This window comes from Flavobacterium caeni (assembly GCF_900101895.1).
Taxonomy (GTDB): Bacteria; Bacteroidota; Bacteroidia; order Flavobacteriales; family Flavobacteriaceae; genus Flavobacterium; species Flavobacterium caeni.
On the sequence record NZ_FMVF01000006.1, the window covers coordinates 199672 to 222714 of the forward strand.

The following is a 23043-nucleotide window of genomic DNA, read 5'->3' on the forward strand; positions in this document are numbered from 1 at the left end:
GGATTATGAAAAAGATTTTTATCGCGTTGTTGCTCCTGGCGGGTTCTTTCGCGACACAAGCACAAGATATTTATTGGGAAACCAATTTGAATAAGGCCGCCGATGTGGCCATGAAGGAAAACAAACCGTTGTTGCTGTTCTTTACGGGAAGCGATTGGTGCGGTTGGTGCATCCGACTGCAAAAGGAGGTTTTGAAAACCCCCGAGTTTGCCGATTGGGCGCAAAAAAATGTCGTTTTGGTCGAGCTCGATTTCCCAAGACGCACGCCGCTGCCCGCCGATTTGCAACAACAAAACATGCAATTGCAGCAAGTACTCGAAGTACGCGGTTACCCGACGGTATGGCTCGTGACCCCTACCAAGAAAGACGGCAAGATGAACCTGAGCAAACTGGGCAGTACGGGTTATGTGGCCGGTGGTCCATCCAAATGGCTCGAGGGCGCAAACCAGATTTTGGCCAACGGCAAATCGATGGACGCGCAGGCAGGCAAGAAAAGCTAGATCACGCGGTTTACAATTTGAAGAATCCCTTTTCGGCGGTGGCATGGAAAGGGATTTTGTATTTCTTGCACGTCGCTTTCCAACGGTCTACATAGCTTTTGTAATTGCTGGCGTCGGCCACGACGATTTTGGGTTGGACGGTTTGCAGCAGCCGGTCGAGGTTTTGTTTGGGCGATTGGCGCAGCAACAATACGTCGGGTTGAATTGTCGGCGGAATAACATTGGCGCTGTCGATGATCGCGATTTCGTTGCCTTCAAAGTAGACCGTGTTCTTGATCGGTAGGGTGGCGACAATGGTGGCAAAGTGCGCCGTCGCATAAGTTTGTACGGCCCGGCCTTCGGCAAAATCGGAACTTCCGTAAATGGTAAGCCGCGAGCCATCGTGTGCGACGATGCCCGTATTTTTATAGACGTCGAAAACCAACCACTGTCGTTGTGTTTGGGTGTGCATCCGCGTCAGCAACACAACCGATTGAAAAATGAGTACCAACGTCAGGGCCAGCGTAGCCTTGGCAAAATTGGGACGCTCGAGCCAAAGTACCGCTGCGACAATGAGTGCATACAACGCGATCATCATCGCCCGGTTCAACGGAATATCGGTCAGGACAAATTGCTCGAAAGACGCAATCCAACCGATAATTTCGTTGAGTATGCGCACACTGGCGGTAAGCGCCTGCGCCAATAAATCGGGCACGACACCAAAAATGGCGGGTACCATGGCAAGAATTCCAAGCGCCATGATGATACTGAGCAACGGGATCACGATCAGATTCGTGACAAAAAACAGCCCCGGAAATTGGTGGAAGTAGTAGATGCTGAGCGGCATCGTCCCGATTTGTGCCGCGAACGAAACCGTCAGGATTTGCCAGAAATAGCGGGCGACGCGGTTTTTGGGTTGCCACCAATCGTCGAGCATCGGTTGAAGCCACAAGATGAAGAACAACGCCGCGTAACTCAATTGGAACCCGATGTCGAACAGGAACGAAGGCCGACAAACCAAGATCAGCAACGCCGATACCAGCAACGTATGAAAAATGTTCGTCTTGCGTTTGAGATGCATTCCCACCGCCATAAAACTAAACATGGTTACAGACCGTACCACCGATGGCGACAGCCCCGCAACAACGGCGAATCCCCACAAGCAAACCAAGACCAAGACCAGTTTGAAGCGGCGCATGGATTTGGTGTTGGGCAATAGCCGCAGCAGGGCATTGAGGAACACCATGAGCAAGCCCACGTGCAGCCCCGAGACCGATAGGATGTGTACGGCACCGGCCAGCTGGTAGTCGCGTACGGTTTCTGAATCGATTTCCTGTTGTTGGCCGAGCAATAGCGCAGCAATCACCGACAGTTCTAAAGCGGCGCACCCGCTCTTTTCAAGGTTTTGCACGATCGTACTGCGCACGCGGTCGGCATAGCAGAAGATGTCTTTTACGGGTTGTTTGCGTATCTTGAGGGTATGGGCATCGGCATAGACCTGCGCAAGGATTGACCGTTGGGCGAGGTAGGCGCCATAGTCAAATTGATCGGGGTTTTTGGGTTTTTTGTGTGCCAGCAGCGCGGCCTTGGTTTGGAGCACCGTTCCCACGGGCAGCGCCCGCCTAAAGTGGACGAGCGGCAACTGCAACAAGACTTTTCCCGTGACCGGTTTCCCGTCGATATGGGTCAGGTGGGCCACATACCGCTGTTGCGCGGGCGTGTTCTTGAGTCGTTCGCGCAACACCAATGCAAGCGTGTGCGGCGCATCGTCTGTATGGTGGATAAAATGCTTGGGGTTTAGTGTTTCGTCGTGGGCGACAAAAACCGCGGCGCCCAATGCAAATGAGAAAACCAAGGTAGCGATGCCAAAATAAGGGCGCTGTGCAAGGGTTCGTCGCGCGAGAACCCAGGTGGCCAGCAAGACCAACGAGGCAGCCAAAAGACACCAAAAAACAAAAATCGCGTTTGCCTTTCCATAAAAAGCAAACGCGATCCCGGCGGTAAACCACGGTGTAATCTTGGCGAGCGGAAATTGGCGTACTTTCATACCCAAAAGTACCGCATCGGCCGTTAAGGCTATTACAGATTTACTATAATTCTGTTGGCTTGCGCATACGTGCGTCCGTAGTAGGGCTCCTTGGTCGACGAGATGATGACGCCTTTTTGCGTAGACGAATGGATGAACTTGATCTCGTCGTCGGTTACTTCGGTCACCATGCCCACGTGGTTGATGACGCTGCGGCCGTTGGTCTTGAAGAAAATCAGGTCGCCTTTCTGGATTTCGTCGTCGTCGAGCTTGCGGCCTACCTTAGACATGTCGTTTGAGGAACGCGGCAACGTGATGTCGAATTTTTGGAACGTCGAGAACATCAAACCCGAACAATCGAAACCTGTGTTGGGATTGGTGCCGCCCGTTCGGTAACCCACACCCAGGTTGGCCTCGGCCGCATTGATGAGTTGCTTGACCACATAGCTCGCGTTGTCGCCCGAGGTTTCGTAATCGTCGGCATTGCGGTCGTTGATCTTGCTGTTGGTCGAACCCGTGGTATTTTTCTTGGCGGTAACGTTTCGGGAAGTTGGTTTGGTGCTCGCGTTGCGCGTGGGGGTCGTTTTGGCCACCGACTTGTTTTGCGGTGAACGGTAGATGCCTCTTTTTTCGGCTTCGGCTTTCGAAGTGATGATGTTGCTAGTGGGGCCGCAACTCACCAAAAAAGGGCACAGGAACAATAAGTAGGTTAGGTGTTTCAAGATGTGATAGATTTTTACAAAAATATAGAAAATATTTTTAAACGGAAAAATCACACATTTGTTATGATTAATTTAGCAGTTTTCTCGCTCGCGCCGGTACCGCCCAGTCGCGATTCAAGCGCTTCATAATCAGCCAGTATTTTGTTTCTTGAACCGGGCTCGAGCAGCTTTTGGAGTTCGGTCTTGATGTTTTTGGTGTTGCAGGCGTCCTGGATCAATTCGGTGACCACTTGTTTGTCCATGATCAAATTCACGAGCGAAATGTACTTGAGCGTGATGATGCGTTTGGCAATCTGGTACGACGCCCAACTGCCCTTGTAACACACCACTTCGGGCACCTTGAACAAGGCCGTTTCGAGCGTGGCCGTACCCGAGGTGACCAATGCCGCCGTGGCATGACTCAACAAATCATAGGTCTTGTTCGAAATAAAATGCACGCTTTTGTCCTTGAGGAATTGGCGGTAAAACGCATACTCCTGGCTCGGCGCGCCCGCAATCACAAACTGGTAGTCGGGAAAATCGGGCACGACGCTGAGCATCACCTCGAGCATCTTGGTGATTTCCTGCTTGCGGCTGCCCGGCAGGATCGCGATGATGAGCTTGTCGTCGAGTTGGTTTTCGGTGACGAATTGCTGCTGCGAAACTTCCTGACGCGCATGGATCGCATCGATGAGCGGATGCCCGACAAATTCTACGGGATAGCCGTGTTTCTTTTCGTAAAAATCCTTCTCGAACGGCAAAATCACGTACATATGGTCTACATCACGACGGATGTCCTTGATGCGGTTTTCCTTCCAAGCCCAGATTTGCGGCGAAATGTAGTAATGCGTCGCGATGCCTTTTTGCTTGGCCCATTTGGCGATGCGCATGTTAAAGCCCGGATAGTCGATAAACACAATAACATCGGGATTGAATTGGGCGATATCGGTCTTGCAGAAATCGATGTTGCGCAAAATCGTACGCAAATTGAACAAAACCTCTACAAACCCCATGAACGCCAGATCGCGGTAATGCTTCACGAGCGTACCGCCGGCGGCCTGCATCAAGTCGCCACCCCAAAAGCGAATGTCGGCCTGCGGGTCTTGCCGGTACAAGGCTTTCATCAAATTCGAACCGTGCAAATCGCCCGACGCCTCGCCGGCTATGATGTAATATTTCATAATTCCTTATTCGTTAATCGACATTCAATATTCGGTCAAATCAGCAAAGTCAAAACCTTCGACAGATGTCGTTTGCGGGAACACCACCACAAAAAGACGCTGCCCAAAAAACAGCGCGATGCCTGTAAGCATGCCGTAGGACAGATCTTGTTTTTTCATAAATTCCAGGTGTTGAGTTGTGGGATCGCATGGTGCGCCGTCATGTCAAACTGTACCGGCACCACCGATACGTAGCCATTTTGGAGCGCCCATTCGTCGGTGTCTTCGCCGTGTTCGAGATTGACAAATTCGCCCGTGAGCCAGTAATAGTCCTTGCCCTGCGGTGTCGACCGCTTGTCGAATTTCTCCTGCCAGATCGCCTTGGCCTGTCGGCAAATCCGAATGCCTTTGATGTCTTTTTGCTTCAGTTTCGGGAAATTGACGTTGAGCACCGTTCCATCGGGAACTCCTTTCTGCAAAACCTCCAGCGCTATTTTTTTGACAAATGGTTTCACCTGTTCAAAATCGGCATTCCAATCGTAGTCGAGCAACGAAAACCCAACCGACGGAATCCCTTCGATCCCACCTTCTACGGCCGCGCTCATCGTGCCCGAATAAATCACGTTGATCGATGAATTCGACCCGTGGTTGATGCCCGAAACCAGCAAATCGGGTTTGCGTTTCAGGATCTCTACCACCGCAAACTTGACCGAATCCACCGGGGTGCCCGAGCAACTGTATTCGGTAACGGCCGCATTGGGCTTCGAAACCTTGTTCAAATACAACGTATTGTTGATGGTAATGGCGTGCCCGGTCGCGCTTTGCGGGCTGTCGGGCGCCACCACCAGCACGTCGCCGAGGTCTTTCATGACATCAATCAGCGCGCGGATGCCGGGGGCCGTGATGCCGTCGTCGTTGGTGACCAGAATGAGTGGTTTTTTTGTCATTTTTAGAAGCTATTTCCGGCTTTCCGTTGCAATCTTTTACGGCCTCCGCTGCGCTGCGGCCGCAAAAGGATTTCCACTACAATCCGGGCTAGGGGTCGTTGCTATAAACACGTGTAACGTTTCGTTCGAATTTCAGACTAAAAACAAGAATCCAACGTTATCAAATGCTACACAAAAATAAACAATTTTACCCGCGTGCCGCCAATTTGCTACCTTTAACAAAAAATTAGTCGCACGAAAAGCGCATCCGATGTAAATTTGTGTACTTTAGACAAAAATTAATGAATGCTATAATCACATATATGAAAAGGAATTATAAGTTATTGCTGGTGATTGCCGCGTTATCAGTGGCTTTGTGGAGCTTCATCCCGAAAGACAAAAACGATCCCGAAAAAGACAAATTACTGCTCGAATTGCTCACGTTTGTCATCGAACGCGGGCACTACGATCCGCAGGAAATGAACGATGCTTTTTCGAAAGGCGTCTACAAAGATTACATCGAGGCGCTCGACCCGTCGAAGCGTTTCTTTTTGCAGTCGGACATCGACCAATTTGCGCAGTTTGAGACCCAAATCGACGACCAGATCAAGAACAAAGACCTGACCTTCTTTAACCTGACCTATGAGCGTTTGATGAAACGCATCGACGAGAGCAAAGGTTTTTACAAGGAAATTCTCGACAAGCCGTTCGACTACAAGGCGCAGGAATCGTTCAACACCGATTACGAGAAACTGCCGTTCGCCAAGACCACGGCCGAACTGCGCGACAAATGGCGCAAACAAATCAAGCTGTCGACGTTGTCTTCGCTGACCGACAAGCTCAAGATGCAGGAAGACCTTAAGAAAGGCGTCAAGCCCGAGCAATCTACAAGCAACAAATCGGCAGAGGAACTCAAGAAATCACAGGAAGCGTTTAAAAAGGAAGCCGAGAAAGTAGCGTCCAAGTCCTTCGAAGAACTCGAAAAAGAAACCCGCGAATCGTCGCTCAAATCGCTCAACGAGTACTTTGACTTCATTGGCGACCTCGACCAGAACGACTGGTTTTCGGTATACGTGAACGCCATTGCATCGCGTTTTGACCCGCATACCAACTATTTCGCACCCGACGAAAAGGAACGTTTTGACGTCAGCATCAGCGGTAAATTGGAAGGTATCGGGGCGCGTCTGCAAAAGAAAAACGATTACACCGAAATTTCAGAACTCATTTCGGGTGGCCCGGCGTGGCGCGGTAAGGAGCTCGAAACCGGCGACATCATCATGAAGGTCGCCCAGGGCAATGACGAAGCCGTAGACGTGGTGGGCATGCACCTCGACGATGTGGTCAAGAAAATCAAAGGCCCGAAAGGTTCAGAAGTGCGCCTGACGGTCAAAAAAGTCGACGGTACCATCAAGATCATCTCGATCATCCGCGACATTGTCGAGATCGAAGAAACCTACGCCAAGTCGAGTATCGTCAACAAGAACGGGGTCAAATACGGCATCATTTACCTGCCCAAGTTTTACATCGATTTTGAGAACAACGACGGCCGCGATGCGGGCAAAGACATCGCCATCGAGGTCGAACGCCTCAAAAAAGAAGGTGTGCAGGGTATTGTGATGGACGTACGCGACAACGGCGGCGGCTCGCTCAAGACCGTGGTGGATATCGCGGGATTGTTCATCGAAGAAGGCCCGATCGTACAGGTCAAATCGGCCGGACGCAAAAAAGAAGTGCTGTACGACCGCGACAAAAAAGTACAATGGGATGGCCCGCTCGTGGTCATGACCAACGAATTTTCGGCCTCGGCCTCAGAAATTTTGGCGGCCGCGATCCAGGATTACCGCCGTGGTATTGTCATCGGCAGTAAGCAAACCTATGGCAAAGGAACGGTACAAAACGTGATCGATTTGAACCAGTTCGTACGCGGCAGCACCATGGGCGATTTGGGTGCGCTCAAGACCACGACGCAAAAATTCTACCGTATCAACGGCGGATCTACGCAGCTCGAAGGCGTACATTCCGATGTGGCGATGCCCGACAAATACGCCTATCTGAAAATGGGCGAGCGCGACATCGACAACGCCATGCCGTTCGACAAAATCGACCCGGCCAACTTTAATTTTTGGGACAAACAGGCCAATTTTGACCAGGCCATCGACAATTCAAACCGTCGCATCGCCGCCAACGAGCAGTTCAAGCTCATCGACGAGAACGCGCGTTGGATCGATCAGCGCGACAAGGAAAGCGTGTACAGCCTCAACATCGACCAGTTCAAAAAAGAGCAGGCCGCGATAGAGGAGAAGGCCAAGAAATACAAATCGATCGCCGATTACAAGAACACGCTCGAATTCACGTCGTTGCCGTATGAGCTCGATGCGATGAAAAACGATGCGATCCTCAAGGAAAAACGCGACCGTTGGCACGAAAGCCTTGCCAAGGACATTTATGTCGAAGAGGCCCTGAATGTACTCGACGATTTGCAACCCAAAGGTTTGGCCAAGAAAGGCGTGGCGCTTAAGAACGACAAGCCTGCGGTAAAACCGTAACGTAAATTTAAATTGTTGCGCCCCGGAATGCACTGCGTTTCGGGGCGTTTTTTTGTAAAGATGAAACGAATTGTTTTTTTTGCCACGACGGTTTTGTGTTTCGGATGTCAGCATAGGGAAGCGGTCGATGCGCAACCGCAGCAACTTGCGTCCGAAGCCAAATCATCACCAAACGACTGGCTGCCGTCGAGTACCACCCGTCAAATAGTGGTGCGCGAGGGCTATGTATTCTCGTACCACGAAAAGTACGAACAGGCCGAATGGGTAGCCTATGAACTCAAGGCATCCGATTTGAAAGGCGCGAACTTCGACCGTCCGTTTTTTATCCAGGATCCCAAGGTAAAGACCGGTTCGGCCGATTGGCGCAACTACAAAAAATCGGGATACGACAAAGGACATTTGTGTCCGGCGGGCGATAGGAAGCGCTCCAAGAAAACATTCGACGAAACGTTCTATACCTCGAACATCGCGCCGCAACGCCATGATTTTAACGAAGGCGTATGGAACCGGCTCGAGCAAAAAACGCGCTACTGGGCGCAAAAGAACGGCAAACTGCAAATTGTGACGGGCGGGGTGCTGCGCGAGGGTTTGCGAACGATCGGGAAGGAACATGTGGCCGTACCCGAGTATTTTTACAAAATCATCCGGAACGATACGGGAGGGAAGACCAAGATGATCGGGTTTTTGGTCCCGCACCAAAAAAGCAACCGTCCGTTGTATGAATTTGTCGTGCCCATAGATGTCATCGAGCAAAAAACGGGCATCGACTTTTTTCCGGTCTTGCCCGATGCGGTCGAAAATAGATTGGAACGCAACGCCGATTACAAAGATTGGAGTTTTTGATCTTTACCACTCGTTGACCTTGTTGGCGTCCATCTTCAAAAAGATAAACAACAAGATCGTAAAGCCCCACAATCCCGATCCGCCGTAGGAGAAAAACGGCAGCGGCACGCCGATGGTAGGGAAAATGCCCACGACCATCGCAATGTTGACAAAAAAGTGCATGAACAAGATCGAGGCGACGCAATAACCGTATACGCGGCTGAATTTGGTCTTTTGTCGTTCGGCCAAATAAATGATACGGAAGATCAGTCCCAAGAACAACGCAATCACCACTAAACTTCCCAGAAAGCCCCATTCTTCGCCCACGGTGGTAAAAATGTAGTCGGTGTGTTGCTCGGGAACGAATCCGCCCTTGGTTTGCGTACCCTCGAGGAATCCCTTGCCGAACCAGCCACCCGAACCGATCGCAATCTCAGACTGGTTGGTGTTGTACCCAATGCCGCGCATGTCGACTTCCTTGCCCAACAAGATGTTGAAACGGTCGCGGTGGTGTTGCTTGAAGACGTTGTCAAACACATAATCGACCGAAAAAACAAAGCCCGAAATCAGCACGAGCACAATGCCGCTCGCGATCAAATTGCGGTCTACCAAGCGCGTTTTCATGTACATAAAGGCGATGCCCGCCAGTCCGATCAAAATCACGACCCACGGCTCGAAAATGAGCGCGAGCATGAACAAGGCGGCCGCGATGAAACCCGTCCATAAGTACCAAGGCGGCAATCCTTCGCGGTACAAGACGACCATGAAAATCGTATAGATGAGCGCGCTTCCCGGGTCGTGCGGGGCAATGAGCAACATCGGTAAAAAGATGATGCCGAGCGCCTGCATTTGGCGGTGCGTGTCCTTGAGGTTCACCTGCACATCGCTCAGGTATTTGGCCAATGCGAGCGCGGTGGCGGCTTTGGCAAATTCCGCGGGTTGGATCCCGAATCCGCCGAACGAGTACCAGTTGGCCTGGCCCTTGACGGTTTTCCCGAAGACAAACAATCCGGCCAACGCCAGCAACGCCACGCCGTACAGGATAACCGAAAACTTCTCATAGAACTTGCCGTCTACGGCCAGCGTCATGAAAATGAGCGGAATCGTAAACAGGATGAACATCAACTGTCGGCCATAGAACGTGCCCAGGTCGAACACCACGCTGTTCTCGACCGTCGAGAGCGACGACGAGTAAATGTTGAGCCATCCCATCACGACCACAAGGCCGTAGATGATGACGCTCATCCAATCGAGGTTGTTCGTGACGCTCTGGTTTTTCATCAGTTCTCAATTTCGCTGCTGTCGATGACCTTTGGGGCCGTCGGTTTGAGCAGTAACGTATCGGTTTCTTTCTTGCCGGTGTATTTGTCGTATTCCGATTGCAGGCTGCCTTCGAGCATACGTTTTTCGAGATCGACGCGTGAAATTTTGCCGCGCAGGTATTTTTCGATCATCAAACTCGCGATCGGGCCGGCCCAACGCGCGCCCCAGTACCCGTTCTCGACAAAAACCGCGAGCGCAATCTTGGGGTTGTCTTTGGGTGCAAACGCCACAAAAATAGAGTGGTCCTGCAGCTTGACGCGTTTGCCGTTGATCTTGGCGTAGTTCTCGGCCGTTCCCGTCTTGCCGCAAATGTCGATGCCCTCGACGCGCAACGCATGCGCCGTCCCGAGGTTGTACACGTCGAACAATCCGGCCACGACGGGCTCGAAATACTTGCGGTCTACGGTGGTCATGTGCTTGGTCGTAAACTTCTTGTCGATTTTCTGGCCCTCGATCTTTTTGATGATGTGGGGCGTATAATAGTAACCGCGGTTGGCCACGGCCGCCATCATGTTGGCCAATTGGATCGGCGTCATCAAGACTTCGCCCTGCCCGATCGCATTCGACACAATGGCCGTCGAACGCCATCCGCCGTTGGGATAAATGCGTTTGTAGGTTTTGGAGGTGGGCGCTTTGCCACGTCGGCCCGTAGGCAGGTCGTACCCCATGAATTCGCCCAGCCCGAAGCTGCGCAGGTGGCGGCTCCAGACGTCTACGCCATCGGCCGGTCGCACATACTTGTTGATCGTTTTCATGTAGGTGCTCGCAAAATACGTGTTGCACGATTCATAGATGCCGCGGTGCAATTGCTGCGCGCCGCCATGGCAGTGGCACCGCATGAAGCGGCCACGTGCGTAGCTGAACCCATGGTGGCACACAAAAGAGCTTTGTTCGTCGATGACGCCTTCCTGCAAGCCGATGAGCGCGGTCAAGATCTTGAACGGCGATCCCGGCGGATATTCGGCGAGCAAGCCGCGGTCGTACAAAGGCTTGGCGATCGAATCGTTGTAGAGCGCCGTGTAGTTACGCGAACGCTGTCTGCCCACCAAAATGGCAGGGTCGTACGACGGTGCGGTCACCAGCGCGAGGATTTCGCCCGTCTTGGGTTCCAAGGCCACGATACCGCCGCGTTTGTTGATCATGAGTTGTTCGCCGTATTCCTGCAACGTCGCGTCGATGGTCAGGTTGATGTCTTCGCCTTGCACGGCAATGGTATCGTACATGCCATTTTTGTACGAACCGATCTCGCGGTTGAACTTGTCTTTTTGGATGTACTTGACGCCCTTGACGCCGCGCAAAATGTTCTCGTAACTCTCTTCGACACCTTGCTTGCCCAGCAAGTCGCCGCTTTTGTAGTACGGGTTTTTGAGGATCGTTTTTTCGCTGGCCTGTGTGATGAACCCAAAAATGTTCGCGCCAAACTTTACCTGGTAATCGCGCAGCGAACGCTTTTGGATGTAAAACCCAGGAAATTTGCGGATCTTTTCCTGGAACGCGGCGTATTCGGCTTTGTTCAATTGCGGCAAAAATACCGACGGCAAACGCGGGCTGAACGTAATTGCTTTTTCCAGGATACGGTCGTAATCTTTGCGCGTGATGTGCAGCAGATGACAAAACTCGTCGATGTCGATGTCCTTTTTGATCTCGCGCGGAATGACCATGATGTCGTACGATGGCTGGTTGGCCACGAGCAATTTGCCATGACGGTCGTAAATGTAACCGCGCTCGGGATAGTCGTACTGGATCTTGATCGCGTTGTTCTCTGATTTGAGCTTGAACGTATCGTCTATGATCTGCAGGTAAAACAACCGCAGCACCAAAAGGATGGTTCCGATGATGATGATGGTGGGCAGCAGGACTTTTCTCATCGTTTGTTCGGCTTAATCAGGTAAATGATCAGGATGCAGATGACAATCGTAAAAATGGTACTGAGCACCGTCTTGAGCAGGATTTCGAGGAAGAACCGCAAATGGAACACCTCGAGCAAGAACAACGTAAAGTGATGGATCACCACGGCGATCAGGATGAACGAAAACCGCTCGGGCGTGAGTACGTCGTTGAGTTTTACGGTTTGGTATTCGTACGAAAGACCGAACGAGAACTTAAAAATGTACGGTCGATAGTAGGCCAGCGCCACGCAAGCCGTCGCGTGTACGCCGCCCGAATTGCAGAACATGTCCATGATGATGCCCAGCACGAAACTCGCCAAGAGCAGCCCGTACTTGTTGCCGTTCACCGGATACAGGATGATAAAAAGCATGTATGGATACGGGTTGATGTACCCCAAAAAGTTCAAATTGTTGAACACGAGGATCTGCGCCGCGAGCAGCAGGATAAAACGGGCAATATTGACCAGTATCGTACTATTCATCGGGTTTGGATTGCTTTTGCAGGTTGATCACTTCCTCGCGGTCTTTGCTCTTGATGATGTATACATGGCCCAAGTTGGTCATGTCGTTGAACAGCTTTACGCGTAACGTGTAGTAATTTGTCTCTTCGTCGGTATACACCTTGTCGATGGTACCGATACCGATGTTCTCTGGGAAAATCACCGATTGCCCGCCCGTGACAATCGTATCGCCCTTGCGTACCGAAGCCAGTCGCGGCACGTCGATGAGCTGTACAAAGCCGGCGTTCTTGCCGTCCCAAATGAGCGACCCGAAGTGGTTCGACTTCTTGATCTTGGCGTTGATCTGCGATTTGATGTTCAGGATCGAAATGACGGTCGCGTAATTCTTAGAGGTCTTGTCTACGATGCCCACGATGCCCGCGCTGTTGATCACACCCATGTCCGATTGGATGCCCGCGGCCGCACCGCCGTTGATCGTGATGTAGTTCTCGTGCGTGTTGTAGGAGTTGTGGATGACTTTGGCCGTGATCAGATCGATTTTGCGCACACCCTTGATACTGTCGATCTTGGGCACGATGGTCGAATCCTTGATGTTGAACAACAACGCCTTGAGTCTTGCATTTTCGGCCGCCAGTTCGTCGTTTTGTTTGCGCAACCCAAAGTACTCGTTGACCGAGTTGATTTGTTCATATACGCCGCCCGTCAGGAAATTGGCCGACGAAATCACCTTGCTCCGGTGGTAGGAATGGGCCTGGATCGTGAGCACCAACGACGTGCCCAAAAGCAGCAAAAACAGCAATCGGTAGCTGTTTTTAAATATAAAATTAAATATTTGCTGCATATCAGGAGGAAATTCCAAAATTCAAATTCCAAATTCCAAACGGGTTCTACAGAGGTTTGGAATTTGGGATTCGGGATTTGTTATTTTATTAAGATGCTTCTGAATTTCGGGATGTTCTTGAGCGCCATGCCCGTGCCGCGTACTACTGCGCGCAACGGATCTTCGGCAATGTACACCGGGAGGTCGGTCTTTTGCGAGATACGTTTGTCCAATCCGCGCAACATCGAACCGCCACCTGCCAGATAAATACCAGTGTTGTAGATGTCGGCCGCGAGTTCGGGCGGGGTTTGCGACAACGTTTCCATGACCGCATCTTCTATACGCTGGATCGATTTGTCCAAAGCCTTGGCGATTTCGCGGTACGAAACGTCAACTTGTTTTGGTTTGCCCGTAAGCAAATCGCGCCCTTGTACCGACATATCGTCTGGTGGCGTCTCCAATTCTTCCAAAGCCGCACCTATCGTGATCTTGATTTTCTCGGCAGTACTCTCGCCTACGAACAAGTTGTGCTGTGTTCTCATGTAGTACACGATGTCGTTGGTGAATACGTCGCCCGCGATCTTGACCGATTTGTCGCATACGATACCGCCCAAAGCGATCACCGCGATTTCGGTCGTTCCGCCGCCGATGTCGACAATCATGTTTCCTTTCGGCTGCATGATGTCGATGCCGATACCGATTGCCGCAGCCATCGGTTCGTGGATCAAATACACTTCCTTGCCGTTCACGCGCTCGCAACTTTCCTTGACCGCGCGCATTTCTACTTCGGTGATGCCCGATGGAATACATACCACCATACGAAGCGCCGGCGTAAACATTCTTTTCTTGAGCGCCGGGATCGACTTGATGAACATCGAGATCATTTTCTCGGATGCGTCGAAATCGGCGATAACCCCATCTTTCAAAGGCCTGATGGTTTTGATGTTCTCATGGGTTTTTCCTTGCATCATGTTCGCCTCTTTCCCGACGGCAATGATCTTGCCCGAGATGCGGTCGCGTGCCACGATCGACGGACTGTCGATCACCACCTTGTCGTTGTGGATAATCAGCGTGTTGGCGGTACCAAGGTCAATCGCGATGTCCTCGGTCATGAAATCAAAAAATCCCATAAGTCTTTTAAGGGTTTAAATATTTATAAAAAAATCTCCGACAAAGTTAAACAATTTGTTGCTCCTAATTTAATCTTTTTTCTAGGCTGGCCAAACAATTTGCCGATTTAAATTCGCTCGAAAACCGTATCTTTTTTAATGTTTAAAATGACGTGTTCCGGTAAACACCATCGCCATTTTATTTTGGTTGCAATAGTCGATCGAAAGTTCGTCCTTGATCGAACCGCCGGGTTGGATCACCGCGGTGATTCCCGCATGGTGCGCAATTTCTACGCAATCGGGGAACGGAAAGAACGCATCGCTCGCCATCACGGCGCCTTCCAACGAAAAATCGAATGATTTGGCTTTTTCGATCGCTTGTCGCAACGCGTCTACACGCGAGGTTTGTCCGGTGCCGGACGCGATCAGTTGCCCGTTCTTTGCCAATACGATGGTGTTCGATTTCGTATTCTTGCAAATCTTCGAGGCAAACAGCAGGTCTTCGATTTCCTGGTCGGTGGGGGCCGTATGGGTAACGGTTTTGAGTTGCGCTTTATTGTCTGTGGCGTTGTTGCGATCCTGGATCAGCAGTCCGTTGAGCGCCGTACGCACCTGACGTTGCGGCAATTCCACTTCGTTTTGCACCAAAATAATGCGGTTTTTCTTTTCCTGCAGGATTTGAACCGCTTGGTCGTCATACGACGGCGCAATCACGACCTCGCAAAACAATTGGTTGATTTCCTGCGCCGTGGCCGCATCGATGTTGCCGTTGGCGATGAGTACGCCGCCAAAAGCCGATGTCGGGTCGCCCGCGAGTGCATCGAGGTACGCGTCCTTCATCGTTTGACGCTGCGCAAGCCCGCAGGCGTTGTTGTGTTTGAGGATCGCAAACGTAGGTGCTTCGCCCTTGAATTCGAGGATCAGGTTGACCGCCGCGTCTACATCCAAAAGGTTGTTGTACGAGAGCTCCTTGCCGTGCAGCTTGGTGAACATCGCATCGAAATCGCCAAAGAAAAAACCTTTCTGGTGCGGGTTTTCGCCATAGCGCAACGTTTGTCCGCCCGACACGCTGGCTTTGTAAAACGTATCGTCGGTGTTGAAATAGTTGAAGATGGCCGTGTCGTAATGCGACGAAACGTGGAACGCCTCGGTCGCCAAAAGTTTGCGGTTTTCTAACGTGGTTGCGCCGTTTTGCGCCGTAATCAAATCCAAAAATTCGGCATATTGGTCGACCGATGCCACGATCGCGGTGTCCTTGAAATTCTTGGCCGCCGCGCGGATCAGCGAAATCCCGCCAATGTCGATCTTCTCGATGATGTCGGCTTCGGACGCGCCCGAGGCCACGGTTTTTTCGAACGGATACAAGTCGACGATCACCAGGTCGATTTGTGGGATGTCGTATTCGGTCATCTGCGCCACATCGCCTTCATGGTCCTGACGGTTCAGGATGCCGCCAAAAATCTTGGGGTGCAACGTCTTGACGCGCCCGCCCAAAATCGAGGGGTACGACGTCACGTCTTCTACCGCCACCACGGGAATACCCAGGTTCTTGAGAAATTCCTCGGTGCCGCCCGTAGAATAGAAAGTGACGTTTTGTTCGTGAAGTTTGCGTACGATGGGCTCGAGTCCGTCTTTCGAAAAGACCGAAATCAATGCCGATTGGATGGTTTTTGTCGTGTTCATGCTGTTGTGTTGTTTAAGAGCGCAAAAGTAGTTTTTTTAACACGCAATTCCAACGCTTTACGGCAACAATATTTTGAAAAAAAGCGTCTGATTTTTCTTGCCGGTTCCATTAGGATTTTGGCGCGGAAATGTGCAATTTTACGTCAAACAAAAATGCGATGGTGCTCTATTGGCGGTTGCTCAAGGAAAGTTTCGGTTTTGCGATCAGTGCGCTGCGCAACAACAAATTGCGTACGGCCTTGTCGCTGCTGGGCGTGACCATCGGTATTTTTTCGATCATTGCGGTATTGGCCGCCGTCGATTCGCTCGACAAAAAAATCAAGGACGATTTGAGCAGCCTCGACAAGAACACGATTTATTTGACGAGCATCCCGTTTGGGCCGAGTTCGGTAGAGCAATGGAAGTACGAGCAATTCCCCAAGGTCAATTACGAGGAATACCAATACCTCAAGGCGCAGGTGGCGCATGCCGATCATTTTTCGTTCCAGATGATTGCCTTCAACCGCGAGCCCGTCAAGCACGAAGGCCGCACGGCCAGCGATGTGAACGTGGTGCCCGTGACCGACGAGTTTGTCGACATCCAGCGGCTCGAGTTGCGCGAAGGCCGTTTCTTTAACGAGTCGGAATCGAATTCGGGGCTTCCGGTGGCGGTGCTGGGCTATGAGGTGGCCCACGCGCTGTTCGACGATTACGACCCCATCGGCAAAACCATACGGCTTTATGGGCAACGCTTTAACGTGATCGGGACGCTCAAGAAAAAAGGCGGCGGCGGTTTCGACGATGGCGGCGACGACCAATCGGCGTTTATCCCCGTCAATTTTGTGCGCAGGCTCTACGGCGACAACACCCAGGCCATGCTACCCGTAATCATCATCAAGCCCGAAAAGGGCACCGACATGGACGCGCTCAAGGCCAACATCGCGCAAAAACTGCGTACCAAACGCGGCGTCAAGACCGACGAGATCGACAACTTTTTCATCAACGTGCTCTCGGGGCTCACCGACTTTATCGACAACATCGTGGGCCAAATGAACGTCATAGGCTGGATCATCAGCGGATTTTCACTGCTCGTGGGCGGCTTTGGCATCGCCAACATCATGTTTGTGTCGGTCAAGGAGCGCACCAACCTGATCGGCATCCAAAAGTCGCTCGGAGCCAAAAACAAATTCATCCTGTTCCAGTTTTTGTTCGAGGCCATCATCCTGTCGGTCATCGGCGGGGCCATCGGGCTGCTGTTGGTTTGGACCACCTCGCTCATTTTGACCCACGCGCTCGACTTTAATTTTGTGCTCAGTTTCGGCAACATTTTGCTCGGGACGTCGCTGGCCGTTATTATCGGTTTGATTTCGGGTATATTGCCCGCGATCTCGGCCTCGCAACTCGATCCGGTCGAGGCGATCCGGACGGGGATGTAAGACGCCCTTCACCCCTTACCCTACATTTGTTTGGAATTCTTGGCTGCGCTTTGGTGCTTTTCTGTTACAAAAATTCCGTTACAATTTTTTTGTAACATAAAATTTGTAACAACACCGTTGCGATTTTTTAATTTTTTTGTAACAAGTCCTAGCGATAGGTTTTGCCGCAACCGCAAAAAAAAATCCCGCCGAAGGGCGGGATCTACTTATCTGATTTCTTGGTTCAAGATCAAGTCGAGGAACAAATTGATCTTGTCTTTGAGTTCCTTTCGCGGCGTGATGAAGTCGAGAAAGCCGTGCTCCAAGACAAATTCCGCAGTCTGGAATCCTTCGGGCAAGTCCTTACCCGTGGTGTCCTTTACGACACGCGGTCCGGCGAATCCAATCAAAGCGCCCGGCTCCGAAATGTTTACGTCGCCCAGCATCGCATAAGAAGCCGTTGTCCCGCCCGTCGTAGGGTCGGTACACAATGAAATGTAGGGGATACGGGCTTCGGACAATTGCGCTAATTTGGCCGATGTTTTCGCGAGTTGCATCAATGAATACGCCGCTTCCATCATCCTGGCACCGCCCGATTTAGAGATCATCACAAACGGGACGCGGTTCTTGATGGCATAGTCGATGCCGCGCGCGATTTTTTCGCCCACCACGGCACCCATCGATCCGCCGATGAACGCAAAATCCATACAGCACACCACAAGGTCCTTGCCTTTGGATTTGCCCACGGCCGTGCGTACGGCGTCCTTGAGTTTGGTTTTTTCCTGCGCCTCCTTCAAGCGGTCGGAGTATTTCTTTGTATCCACAAAATGCAACGGGTCTTTGGCCGTCATGTTTTTGTCGAGTTCCTTGAATTCGTTATCGTCGAACAGGATCTCGAAGTATTCCTTCGAGCCGATACGTACGTGGAATCCGTCTTCTGGGCTTACATACAGGTTGCGCGCGAGCTCGTCGGCATCGACGATCTTGCCCGTAGGCGATTTGTACCAAAGCCCTTTCGGGACATCCTTTTTATCTTCGGTGGCGGTGGTGATGCCTTTTTGTGTTCTTTTAAACCAAGCCATAGTTTGATTATTATAAATTATAAATTTTGAATTTTAAATGATTCCACAGGAATTCAAAATTTAAAATTCAAAATTTAAAATAGTTTTAAAGCGTGTTTACGTTATTGAGGTCGGCAAAAGCCTGCTCGAGTCGTTTGTTGAACGTAACCTCGCCTTCGCGAACCCATTTGCGCGGGTCGTAATGCTTTTTGTTCGGGGCGTCGGCGCCGGTAGGGTTGCCGATTTGTGTCCTGAGGTAGTCGATGTTGTTCACCATGTAATCGCGGATGCCTTCGGTAAACGCGAATTGCAGGTCGGTATCGATGTTCATCTTGATCACGCCATAACCGATGGCCTCGCGGATTTCCTCAAGCGTCGATCCCGATCCGCCGTGGAAAACAAAGTCCACCGGGTTGTGGCCCGTGTTGAATTTTTGCTGGACGAAATCCTGTGAATTTTTCAAGATTTTCGGTGTCAGTTTCACGTTGCCCGGCTTGTATACGCCATGTACGTTGCCAAAAGCTGCGGCGATCGTAAATTTCGGGCTTACTTTCATGAGTTCTTCGTAGGCATAGGCCACTTCTTCGGGTTGTGTGTACAGTTTAGAGCTGTCTACGTCCGAGTTGTCTACGCCGTCTTCCTCGCCGCCGGTGATGCCGAGCTCGATCTCGAGCGTCATGCCCATCTTGCTCATGCGCTCGAGGTATTTTTTGCAGATTTCGATGTTTTCCTCGATTGGTTCCTCCGACAAATCGATCATGTGCGAACTGTACAAAGGTTTGCCCGTTTCGGCAAAGTGTTTTTCGCTGGCGTCGAGCAATCCGTCGAGCCAAGGCAAAAGTTTCTTGGCGCAATGGTCGGTGTGCAAAATCACGGTTGCACCATAGGCCTCGGCCAAGGTGTGGATGTGTTTGGCGCCTGCAATGCCGCCCAGGATGGCCGCTTGTTCGTTGGTGTTCGGCAGGCCTTTTCCGGCGTTGTAGGCCGCGCCCCCGTTCGAGAACTGGATAATGACCGGCGCCTTCAATTTCGCAGCCGTTTCCAACACCCCGTTGATGGTGCTCGATCCTACCACATTTACCGCCGGCAGCGCGAACGCTTTCTCCTTGGCATACCTGAAAATTTCCTGAACCTGATCGCCCGTGGCCACGCCCGGCTTGATATTGTGCGCCATGTGTTTTGTTTTAGAATTAAGGATTACAAAATTAAAAAATTTATCGATTTAGAACGGATAATTGATTCCAATATTTACCACCGAATGGCCAAAGTTGTAATTGCGGAACCATTTTTTGCCTTCTTCTTCGGCCGGATTGTAGGTCTTGAATCCAAAATCCAGACGCACCACAAAAAAGTTAAAGTCATAGCGGAGCCCGAAACCCGTGCCCAGCGCCGTGTCCTCAAGCGATTTGAGCCCGGTAAACACCGCGCGTTCGTCCTCGATGTTGTCGAGCACGTTCCAGATGTTGCCCGCATCGGCAAACAACGCGCCGTTGAGTTTTCCGAACACGTTAAAGCGGAATTCGGCGCTGGCCGCGATTTTCAAGTTCGCCTCGTTGAAGTCGTTGAAAGCAGGCAGTCGGCCCGGCCCGAGCGAGTACGATTGCCAGGCGCGGTTGTCGTTCGATCCGCCCGCAAAATAGCTTCGCGAAAACGGGATGTTGTCGGCGTTGCCATATGGGATCGCGATGCCCACAAAACTGCGCAAGGCCAGTACTTTTTTACGGCGCAAATCCCAGTGTTTGATGTATTCGAGTTCGCCCTTGATGTATTGCGAATATTCGAGTTCGAAAATCGTATTGCGGTTGTTCTGGTTTTTGGGCTCGTTCGAAACAGACGACAACAGCGACAGGAAATTCCCCGCCGATTCGACCTTGGTCTTGAACGCATAAAACCCTTCGTCGTTGATGTCGGCCTTGGTCGTACGCGAAAAAGTAAAGCTCGACGCAAAGATCAGGTTGTTTTCCGAGAGCCTGCGCCGTCTTTCGTTGATGCTGTTCACCGTTCTGCGGTCGCCGGCGTCCATCGGGAGCGTCGGGTTCGCGCCTACCGCATCGTTGATGAAGGCGTTGGTGCCGCTGTCGATGATCAGCTGCCGCGGATTGCTCGTACCCGGGATAAAGTAAGAATCGTCGGCATTGTACACATCGGCCAGCGCGCTCAAGGTGCGGTAGGACGACTCGTATACGTTAAAATAATTGGCCGTGTTGAGGTTCTTGACATACTGGATGTTGAACAGGTCGAAACGCGCGCTGTGGTTGCGTTTGGGCGTCCAGGTATAGGTCATTGCGCCCGTAAAATTCTCTTTGTCCAGACCAATGTTCTGCTGCTTGGCAAAACCCATGCTGATGGTCGTAGACGGAATCATGCTCTTGGGGATGATTTTCTCGGTATTGAAGAACATAAAGATACGCGGGAAGTTGATCTTCATGTCGATACCATACTCGATCACATTAAAGAACGTATCGTCGGGGTTGGCCAAATCGCGCGACGAGCCGATGTTGCCGCGCGCCGCGATGTCGAACGTTTCGGCACCGTTAAAGATGTTACGTATCGTAAACGACGTGGTGCCCGAGATGCCAAAATCCTGGATGTTCGAGTGCGTAAAATCGAGCGAGTATCCAAAGCTGTATTTGTCGCGCGGGGTCAGGTAAACGTTGGCGATCAACGATTTGCTCAGCGGGTCGCGCTTGTCGATCTCGTACTGGATCGTCGGGTAGTTAAAGATGCGCAGGTTGCTCAAATACCGCGTGGTGAGCGTCGTACGGAAATCGGCGAACAGGTTATCTTTGTTGATAAACACCGCATCGGTGATGGCCCGCGGGCGGTACTTGAGTTTGTTGCGGCTGATGAGGTTAAAGTTGCGGTACACCGTCTTGGTGGTGTCCTGCGTGGCTTCGGCCTTACCCAGCTTGGGGTCGTAATCGGTAAAAATATTGACCTCGCTGATCTTGAAGATGCGGAAATGCTCGGTGTGCGTCGAATCGCCTTCGCGGTAGGTGTAGTCGTTGATCTTGAGGTTGACGTTGGCGCGTTGCCCGCCGTTTAAGGTATCTACGTCAAAGTTGATGTAATTCTGCTGGAAATGGTATGCGCCGTTGTTCCGAAAGTGCGTTGTGATGCGTCCGCGCTCGGCATCAAAGTCGGCGGTCCTGTATTGCTTGCCGGGCTTGAGGAACGAGGCGCTGGCGCGTGCCTTGTACATCGAATCGAGCGCCGGTGTTTGGATCGTAGTCCTGACGGTGTCCAGGAAAAATGCCTTACCGGTTTCTACAAGATAGCGGATCTTGGCTTTTTTGGCCTTCACCGAATCGACTTCGAACCGCGTCTTGGCGTTGAAATAGCCGTTGTTGACGTGCCATGCCGTGAGCCTGTTGGCCGATTTTTGCGTGCTGGTCGTGTCGATGATCACGGGTGGCTCGCCCGTATCGCGTAAAAAGTTGTGGATGCCCGCATACCAGAACGATTGCCCGAGCCGGTTGACCTGTTTGGCCGACAGGATTTTGGACATCCGCCTGTATTTGTTCGGATTGCCCGTGAATTTGGCCTGGTAAGTCGAATCGTGCTTGAGGTTGGCCAGGTTGTACATGTTGAGCCGCAGCGGATACCCGAGCAATTTGCCGTTGGGCTTTTGGTAGAGCAGGTTGGTCAGCGCTTCGGATTTGTCGCGCTTTTCGTTGACGTAGATCTCGTTCTTGGTAAGCAGCTTTTTCGAATCGGGCACCCGTTTGACCGAATTACATGCCGAAATAACTATCCCGGATAGGATAAATAAACCTATTTTTGTAACCGTGTTTCTCAAGGATGCACCAAATTTAAGTCAAAAATACACTATTTCTATGGTTGGCAAAAACCAAATCAAGCTAATCGCGTCGCTGCAACAAAAAAAGTTTCGGCAGACCCACGGATTGTTTTTGGCCGAGGGCGTCAAGGGCATCGCCGAACTGCTCGCCTCCGATTTCGAGTTGCACCATTTGTATGAAACGGCCGATGTGTTCCCCGAAGTATCGTCGTCGGTCAAGACCCGCATAAGCGAAGCCGATCTCAAGAAAATGAGCGCACTTTCGGCGCCCAACAACTGCTTGGCGGTGTTCCGTATCAAGAAGCCCCAGCCGATCGAGGAAAAAGGTTTGGTACTTGCGCTCGACGACATCCGCGATCCGGGCAACCTCGGTACGATCATCCGGTTGTGCGACTGGTTTGGGATCAAGGAATTGGTGTGTTCGCAAGAAACCGTCGATGTTTTCAACCCCAAGGTGGTGCAGGCCACGATGGGTTCGCTGGCACGGGTAAATGTGCATTACGTCGAATTGCCTGCTTTTTTGACCGAAACAAGTTTGCCCGTACTGGGAACGTTTATGGACGGCGAGAACATTTACGCCAGACAGTTGCCCAAAGCAGGCGTCATTGTCATGGGCAACGAGGCCAATGGGATTTCTGCCGCGGTCGAACGCGCTGTGGGCCGCAGGTTGACGATCCCGCGTTACGGGTCGATGCAAACCGAGAGCTTGAACGTAGCGACGGCAACGGCCATTGTGCTGAGCGAGTTCAGGAGGAATTGATGTTGGGCCGCGGTTTTTTCGAAAATATTATTGTGTATAGTTTTTCTGCTATGACGGTATCGGAAAAAATCGTATTTTTTCACT

At 51.5% G+C, this 23043-nt stretch carries 19 protein-coding genes; 5 read left to right on the forward strand and 14 right to left on the reverse strand.

The window, feature by feature from the left end; all coding sequences use genetic code 11:
* The first annotated feature begins 5 nt into the window (after positions 1-5).
* The gene (locus tag BLP55_RS07725; RefSeq protein WP_091141763.1) at positions 6-500 is read left to right on the forward strand and encodes a thioredoxin family protein; all 495 of its coding nucleotides are present in this window, start codon (positions 6-8) and stop codon (positions 498-500) included.
* A gap of 10 nt (positions 501-510) precedes the next feature.
* Here BLP55_RS07725 and BLP55_RS07730 read toward each other — a convergent pair whose 3' ends face one another.
* Genes BLP55_RS07730 through surE form a run of 5 tightly spaced genes read right to left on the reverse strand, consistent with a single transcriptional unit; the run spans position 511 to position 5313 of the window.
* Positions 511-2526, reverse strand: coding sequence for a ComEC/Rec2 family competence protein (locus BLP55_RS07730; RefSeq protein WP_091141764.1), 2016 nt, complete (start codon positions 2524-2526; stop codon positions 511-513).
* Positions 2527-2558: 32 nt separating this feature from the next.
* The gene (locus tag BLP55_RS07735; protein ID WP_244503436.1) at positions 2559-3227 is read right to left on the reverse strand and encodes a C40 family peptidase; all 669 of its coding nucleotides are present in this window, start codon (positions 3225-3227) and stop codon (positions 2559-2561) included.
* A gap of 50 nt (positions 3228-3277) precedes the next feature.
* Positions 3278-4387, reverse strand: a complete 1110-nt coding sequence (gene lpxB, locus BLP55_RS07740) for a lipid-A-disaccharide synthase (RefSeq protein WP_091141766.1) — start codon at positions 4385-4387, stop codon at positions 3278-3280.
* Between the two features lie 24 nt (positions 4388-4411).
* Positions 4412-4546: a hypothetical protein gene (locus tag BLP55_RS17350; protein ID WP_262494178.1), complete on the reverse strand. Its 135-nt coding sequence runs from the start codon at positions 4544-4546 to the stop codon at positions 4412-4414.
* Entirely contained in the window at positions 4543-5313 is a 771-nt protein-coding gene (surE, locus tag BLP55_RS07745) for a 5'/3'-nucleotidase SurE (protein ID WP_091141767.1), read from the reverse strand. Before surE ends, BLP55_RS17350 begins: the two co-directional genes overlap by 4 nt.
* Before the next feature lie 281 nt (positions 5314-5594).
* Here surE and BLP55_RS07750 point away from each other — a divergent pair, with 281 nt between their 5' ends.
* Together BLP55_RS07750 and BLP55_RS07755 are read left to right on the forward strand one after the other, a co-directional pair.
* Positions 5595-7838 (forward strand): carboxy terminal-processing peptidase, encoded by a 2244-nt coding sequence (locus BLP55_RS07750; protein WP_091141768.1) that lies wholly within the window; start codon positions 5595-5597, stop codon positions 7836-7838.
* 60 nt (positions 7839-7898) lie between these two features.
* Complete coding sequence (locus BLP55_RS07755) at positions 7899-8681, forward strand: DNA/RNA non-specific endonuclease (RefSeq protein WP_091141769.1); 783 nt, start codon at positions 7899-7901, stop codon at positions 8679-8681.
* A gap of 3 nt (positions 8682-8684) precedes the next feature.
* Here BLP55_RS07755 and rodA read toward each other — a convergent pair whose 3' ends face one another.
* The 6 genes from rodA to purH form a co-directional block, all read right to left on the reverse strand.
* Positions 8685-9941 carry a rod shape-determining protein RodA gene (gene rodA, locus BLP55_RS07760; RefSeq protein WP_091141770.1) on the reverse strand — a complete coding sequence of 419 codons (1257 nt, stop codon included), beginning with the start codon at positions 9939-9941 and terminating at the stop codon, positions 8685-8687.
* On the reverse strand, positions 9941-11851 hold the full coding sequence (gene mrdA, locus BLP55_RS07765) for a penicillin-binding protein 2 (protein WP_091141771.1): 1911 nt from the start codon (positions 11849-11851) through the stop codon (positions 9941-9943). Before mrdA ends, rodA begins: the two co-directional genes overlap by 1 nt.
* Positions 11848-12354: a rod shape-determining protein MreD gene (locus tag BLP55_RS07770; RefSeq protein WP_091141772.1), complete on the reverse strand. Its 507-nt coding sequence runs from the start codon at positions 12352-12354 to the stop codon at positions 11848-11850. The genes mrdA and BLP55_RS07770 overlap by 4 nt, the downstream gene beginning before the upstream one ends.
* Complete coding sequence (mreC, locus tag BLP55_RS07775) at positions 12347-13174, reverse strand: rod shape-determining protein MreC (RefSeq protein WP_091141773.1); 828 nt, start codon at positions 13172-13174, stop codon at positions 12347-12349. Before mreC ends, BLP55_RS07770 begins: the two co-directional genes overlap by 8 nt.
* Before the next feature lie 80 nt (positions 13175-13254).
* Complete coding sequence (locus BLP55_RS07780; protein WP_091141774.1) at positions 13255-14283, reverse strand: rod shape-determining protein; 1029 nt, start codon at positions 14281-14283, stop codon at positions 13255-13257.
* A 135-nt stretch (positions 14284-14418) separates the two neighbouring features.
* Positions 14419-15945, reverse strand: coding sequence for a bifunctional phosphoribosylaminoimidazolecarboxamide formyltransferase/IMP cyclohydrolase (purH, locus tag BLP55_RS07785; protein WP_091141775.1), 1527 nt, complete (start codon positions 15943-15945; stop codon positions 14419-14421).
* Between the two features lie 158 nt (positions 15946-16103).
* Here purH and BLP55_RS07790 point away from each other — a divergent pair, with 158 nt between their 5' ends.
* Complete coding sequence (locus BLP55_RS07790) at positions 16104-17360, forward strand: ABC transporter permease (RefSeq protein ID WP_091141807.1); 1257 nt, start codon at positions 16104-16106, stop codon at positions 17358-17360.
* A 206-nt stretch (positions 17361-17566) separates the two neighbouring features.
* Here the strand turns inward: BLP55_RS07790 and accD are convergent, their stop codons facing one another.
* The 3 genes from accD to tamL all read right to left on the reverse strand — a co-directional run bounded on the left by accD (position 17567) and on the right by tamL (position 22199).
* Positions 17567-18421, reverse strand: a complete 855-nt coding sequence (gene accD, locus BLP55_RS07795; protein ID WP_091141776.1) for an acetyl-CoA carboxylase, carboxyltransferase subunit beta — start codon at positions 18419-18421, stop codon at positions 17567-17569.
* Between the two features lie 85 nt (positions 18422-18506).
* Entirely contained in the window at positions 18507-19574 is a 1068-nt protein-coding gene (gene fbaA, locus BLP55_RS07800) for a class II fructose-bisphosphate aldolase (RefSeq protein ID WP_091141777.1), read from the reverse strand.
* A 48-nt stretch (positions 19575-19622) separates the two neighbouring features.
* The gene (gene tamL / locus BLP55_RS07805; RefSeq protein WP_091141778.1) at positions 19623-22199 is read right to left on the reverse strand and encodes a translocation and assembly module lipoprotein TamL; all 2577 of its coding nucleotides are present in this window, start codon (positions 22197-22199) and stop codon (positions 19623-19625) included.
* Positions 22200-22236: 37 nt separating this feature from the next.
* On the opposite strand from tamL, the gene BLP55_RS07810 reads away from it, so the two are divergent.
* Positions 22237-22959: a TrmH family RNA methyltransferase gene (locus tag BLP55_RS07810; protein WP_091141779.1), complete on the forward strand. Its 723-nt coding sequence runs from the start codon at positions 22237-22239 to the stop codon at positions 22957-22959.
* Positions 22960-23043: the final 84 nt, after the last annotated feature.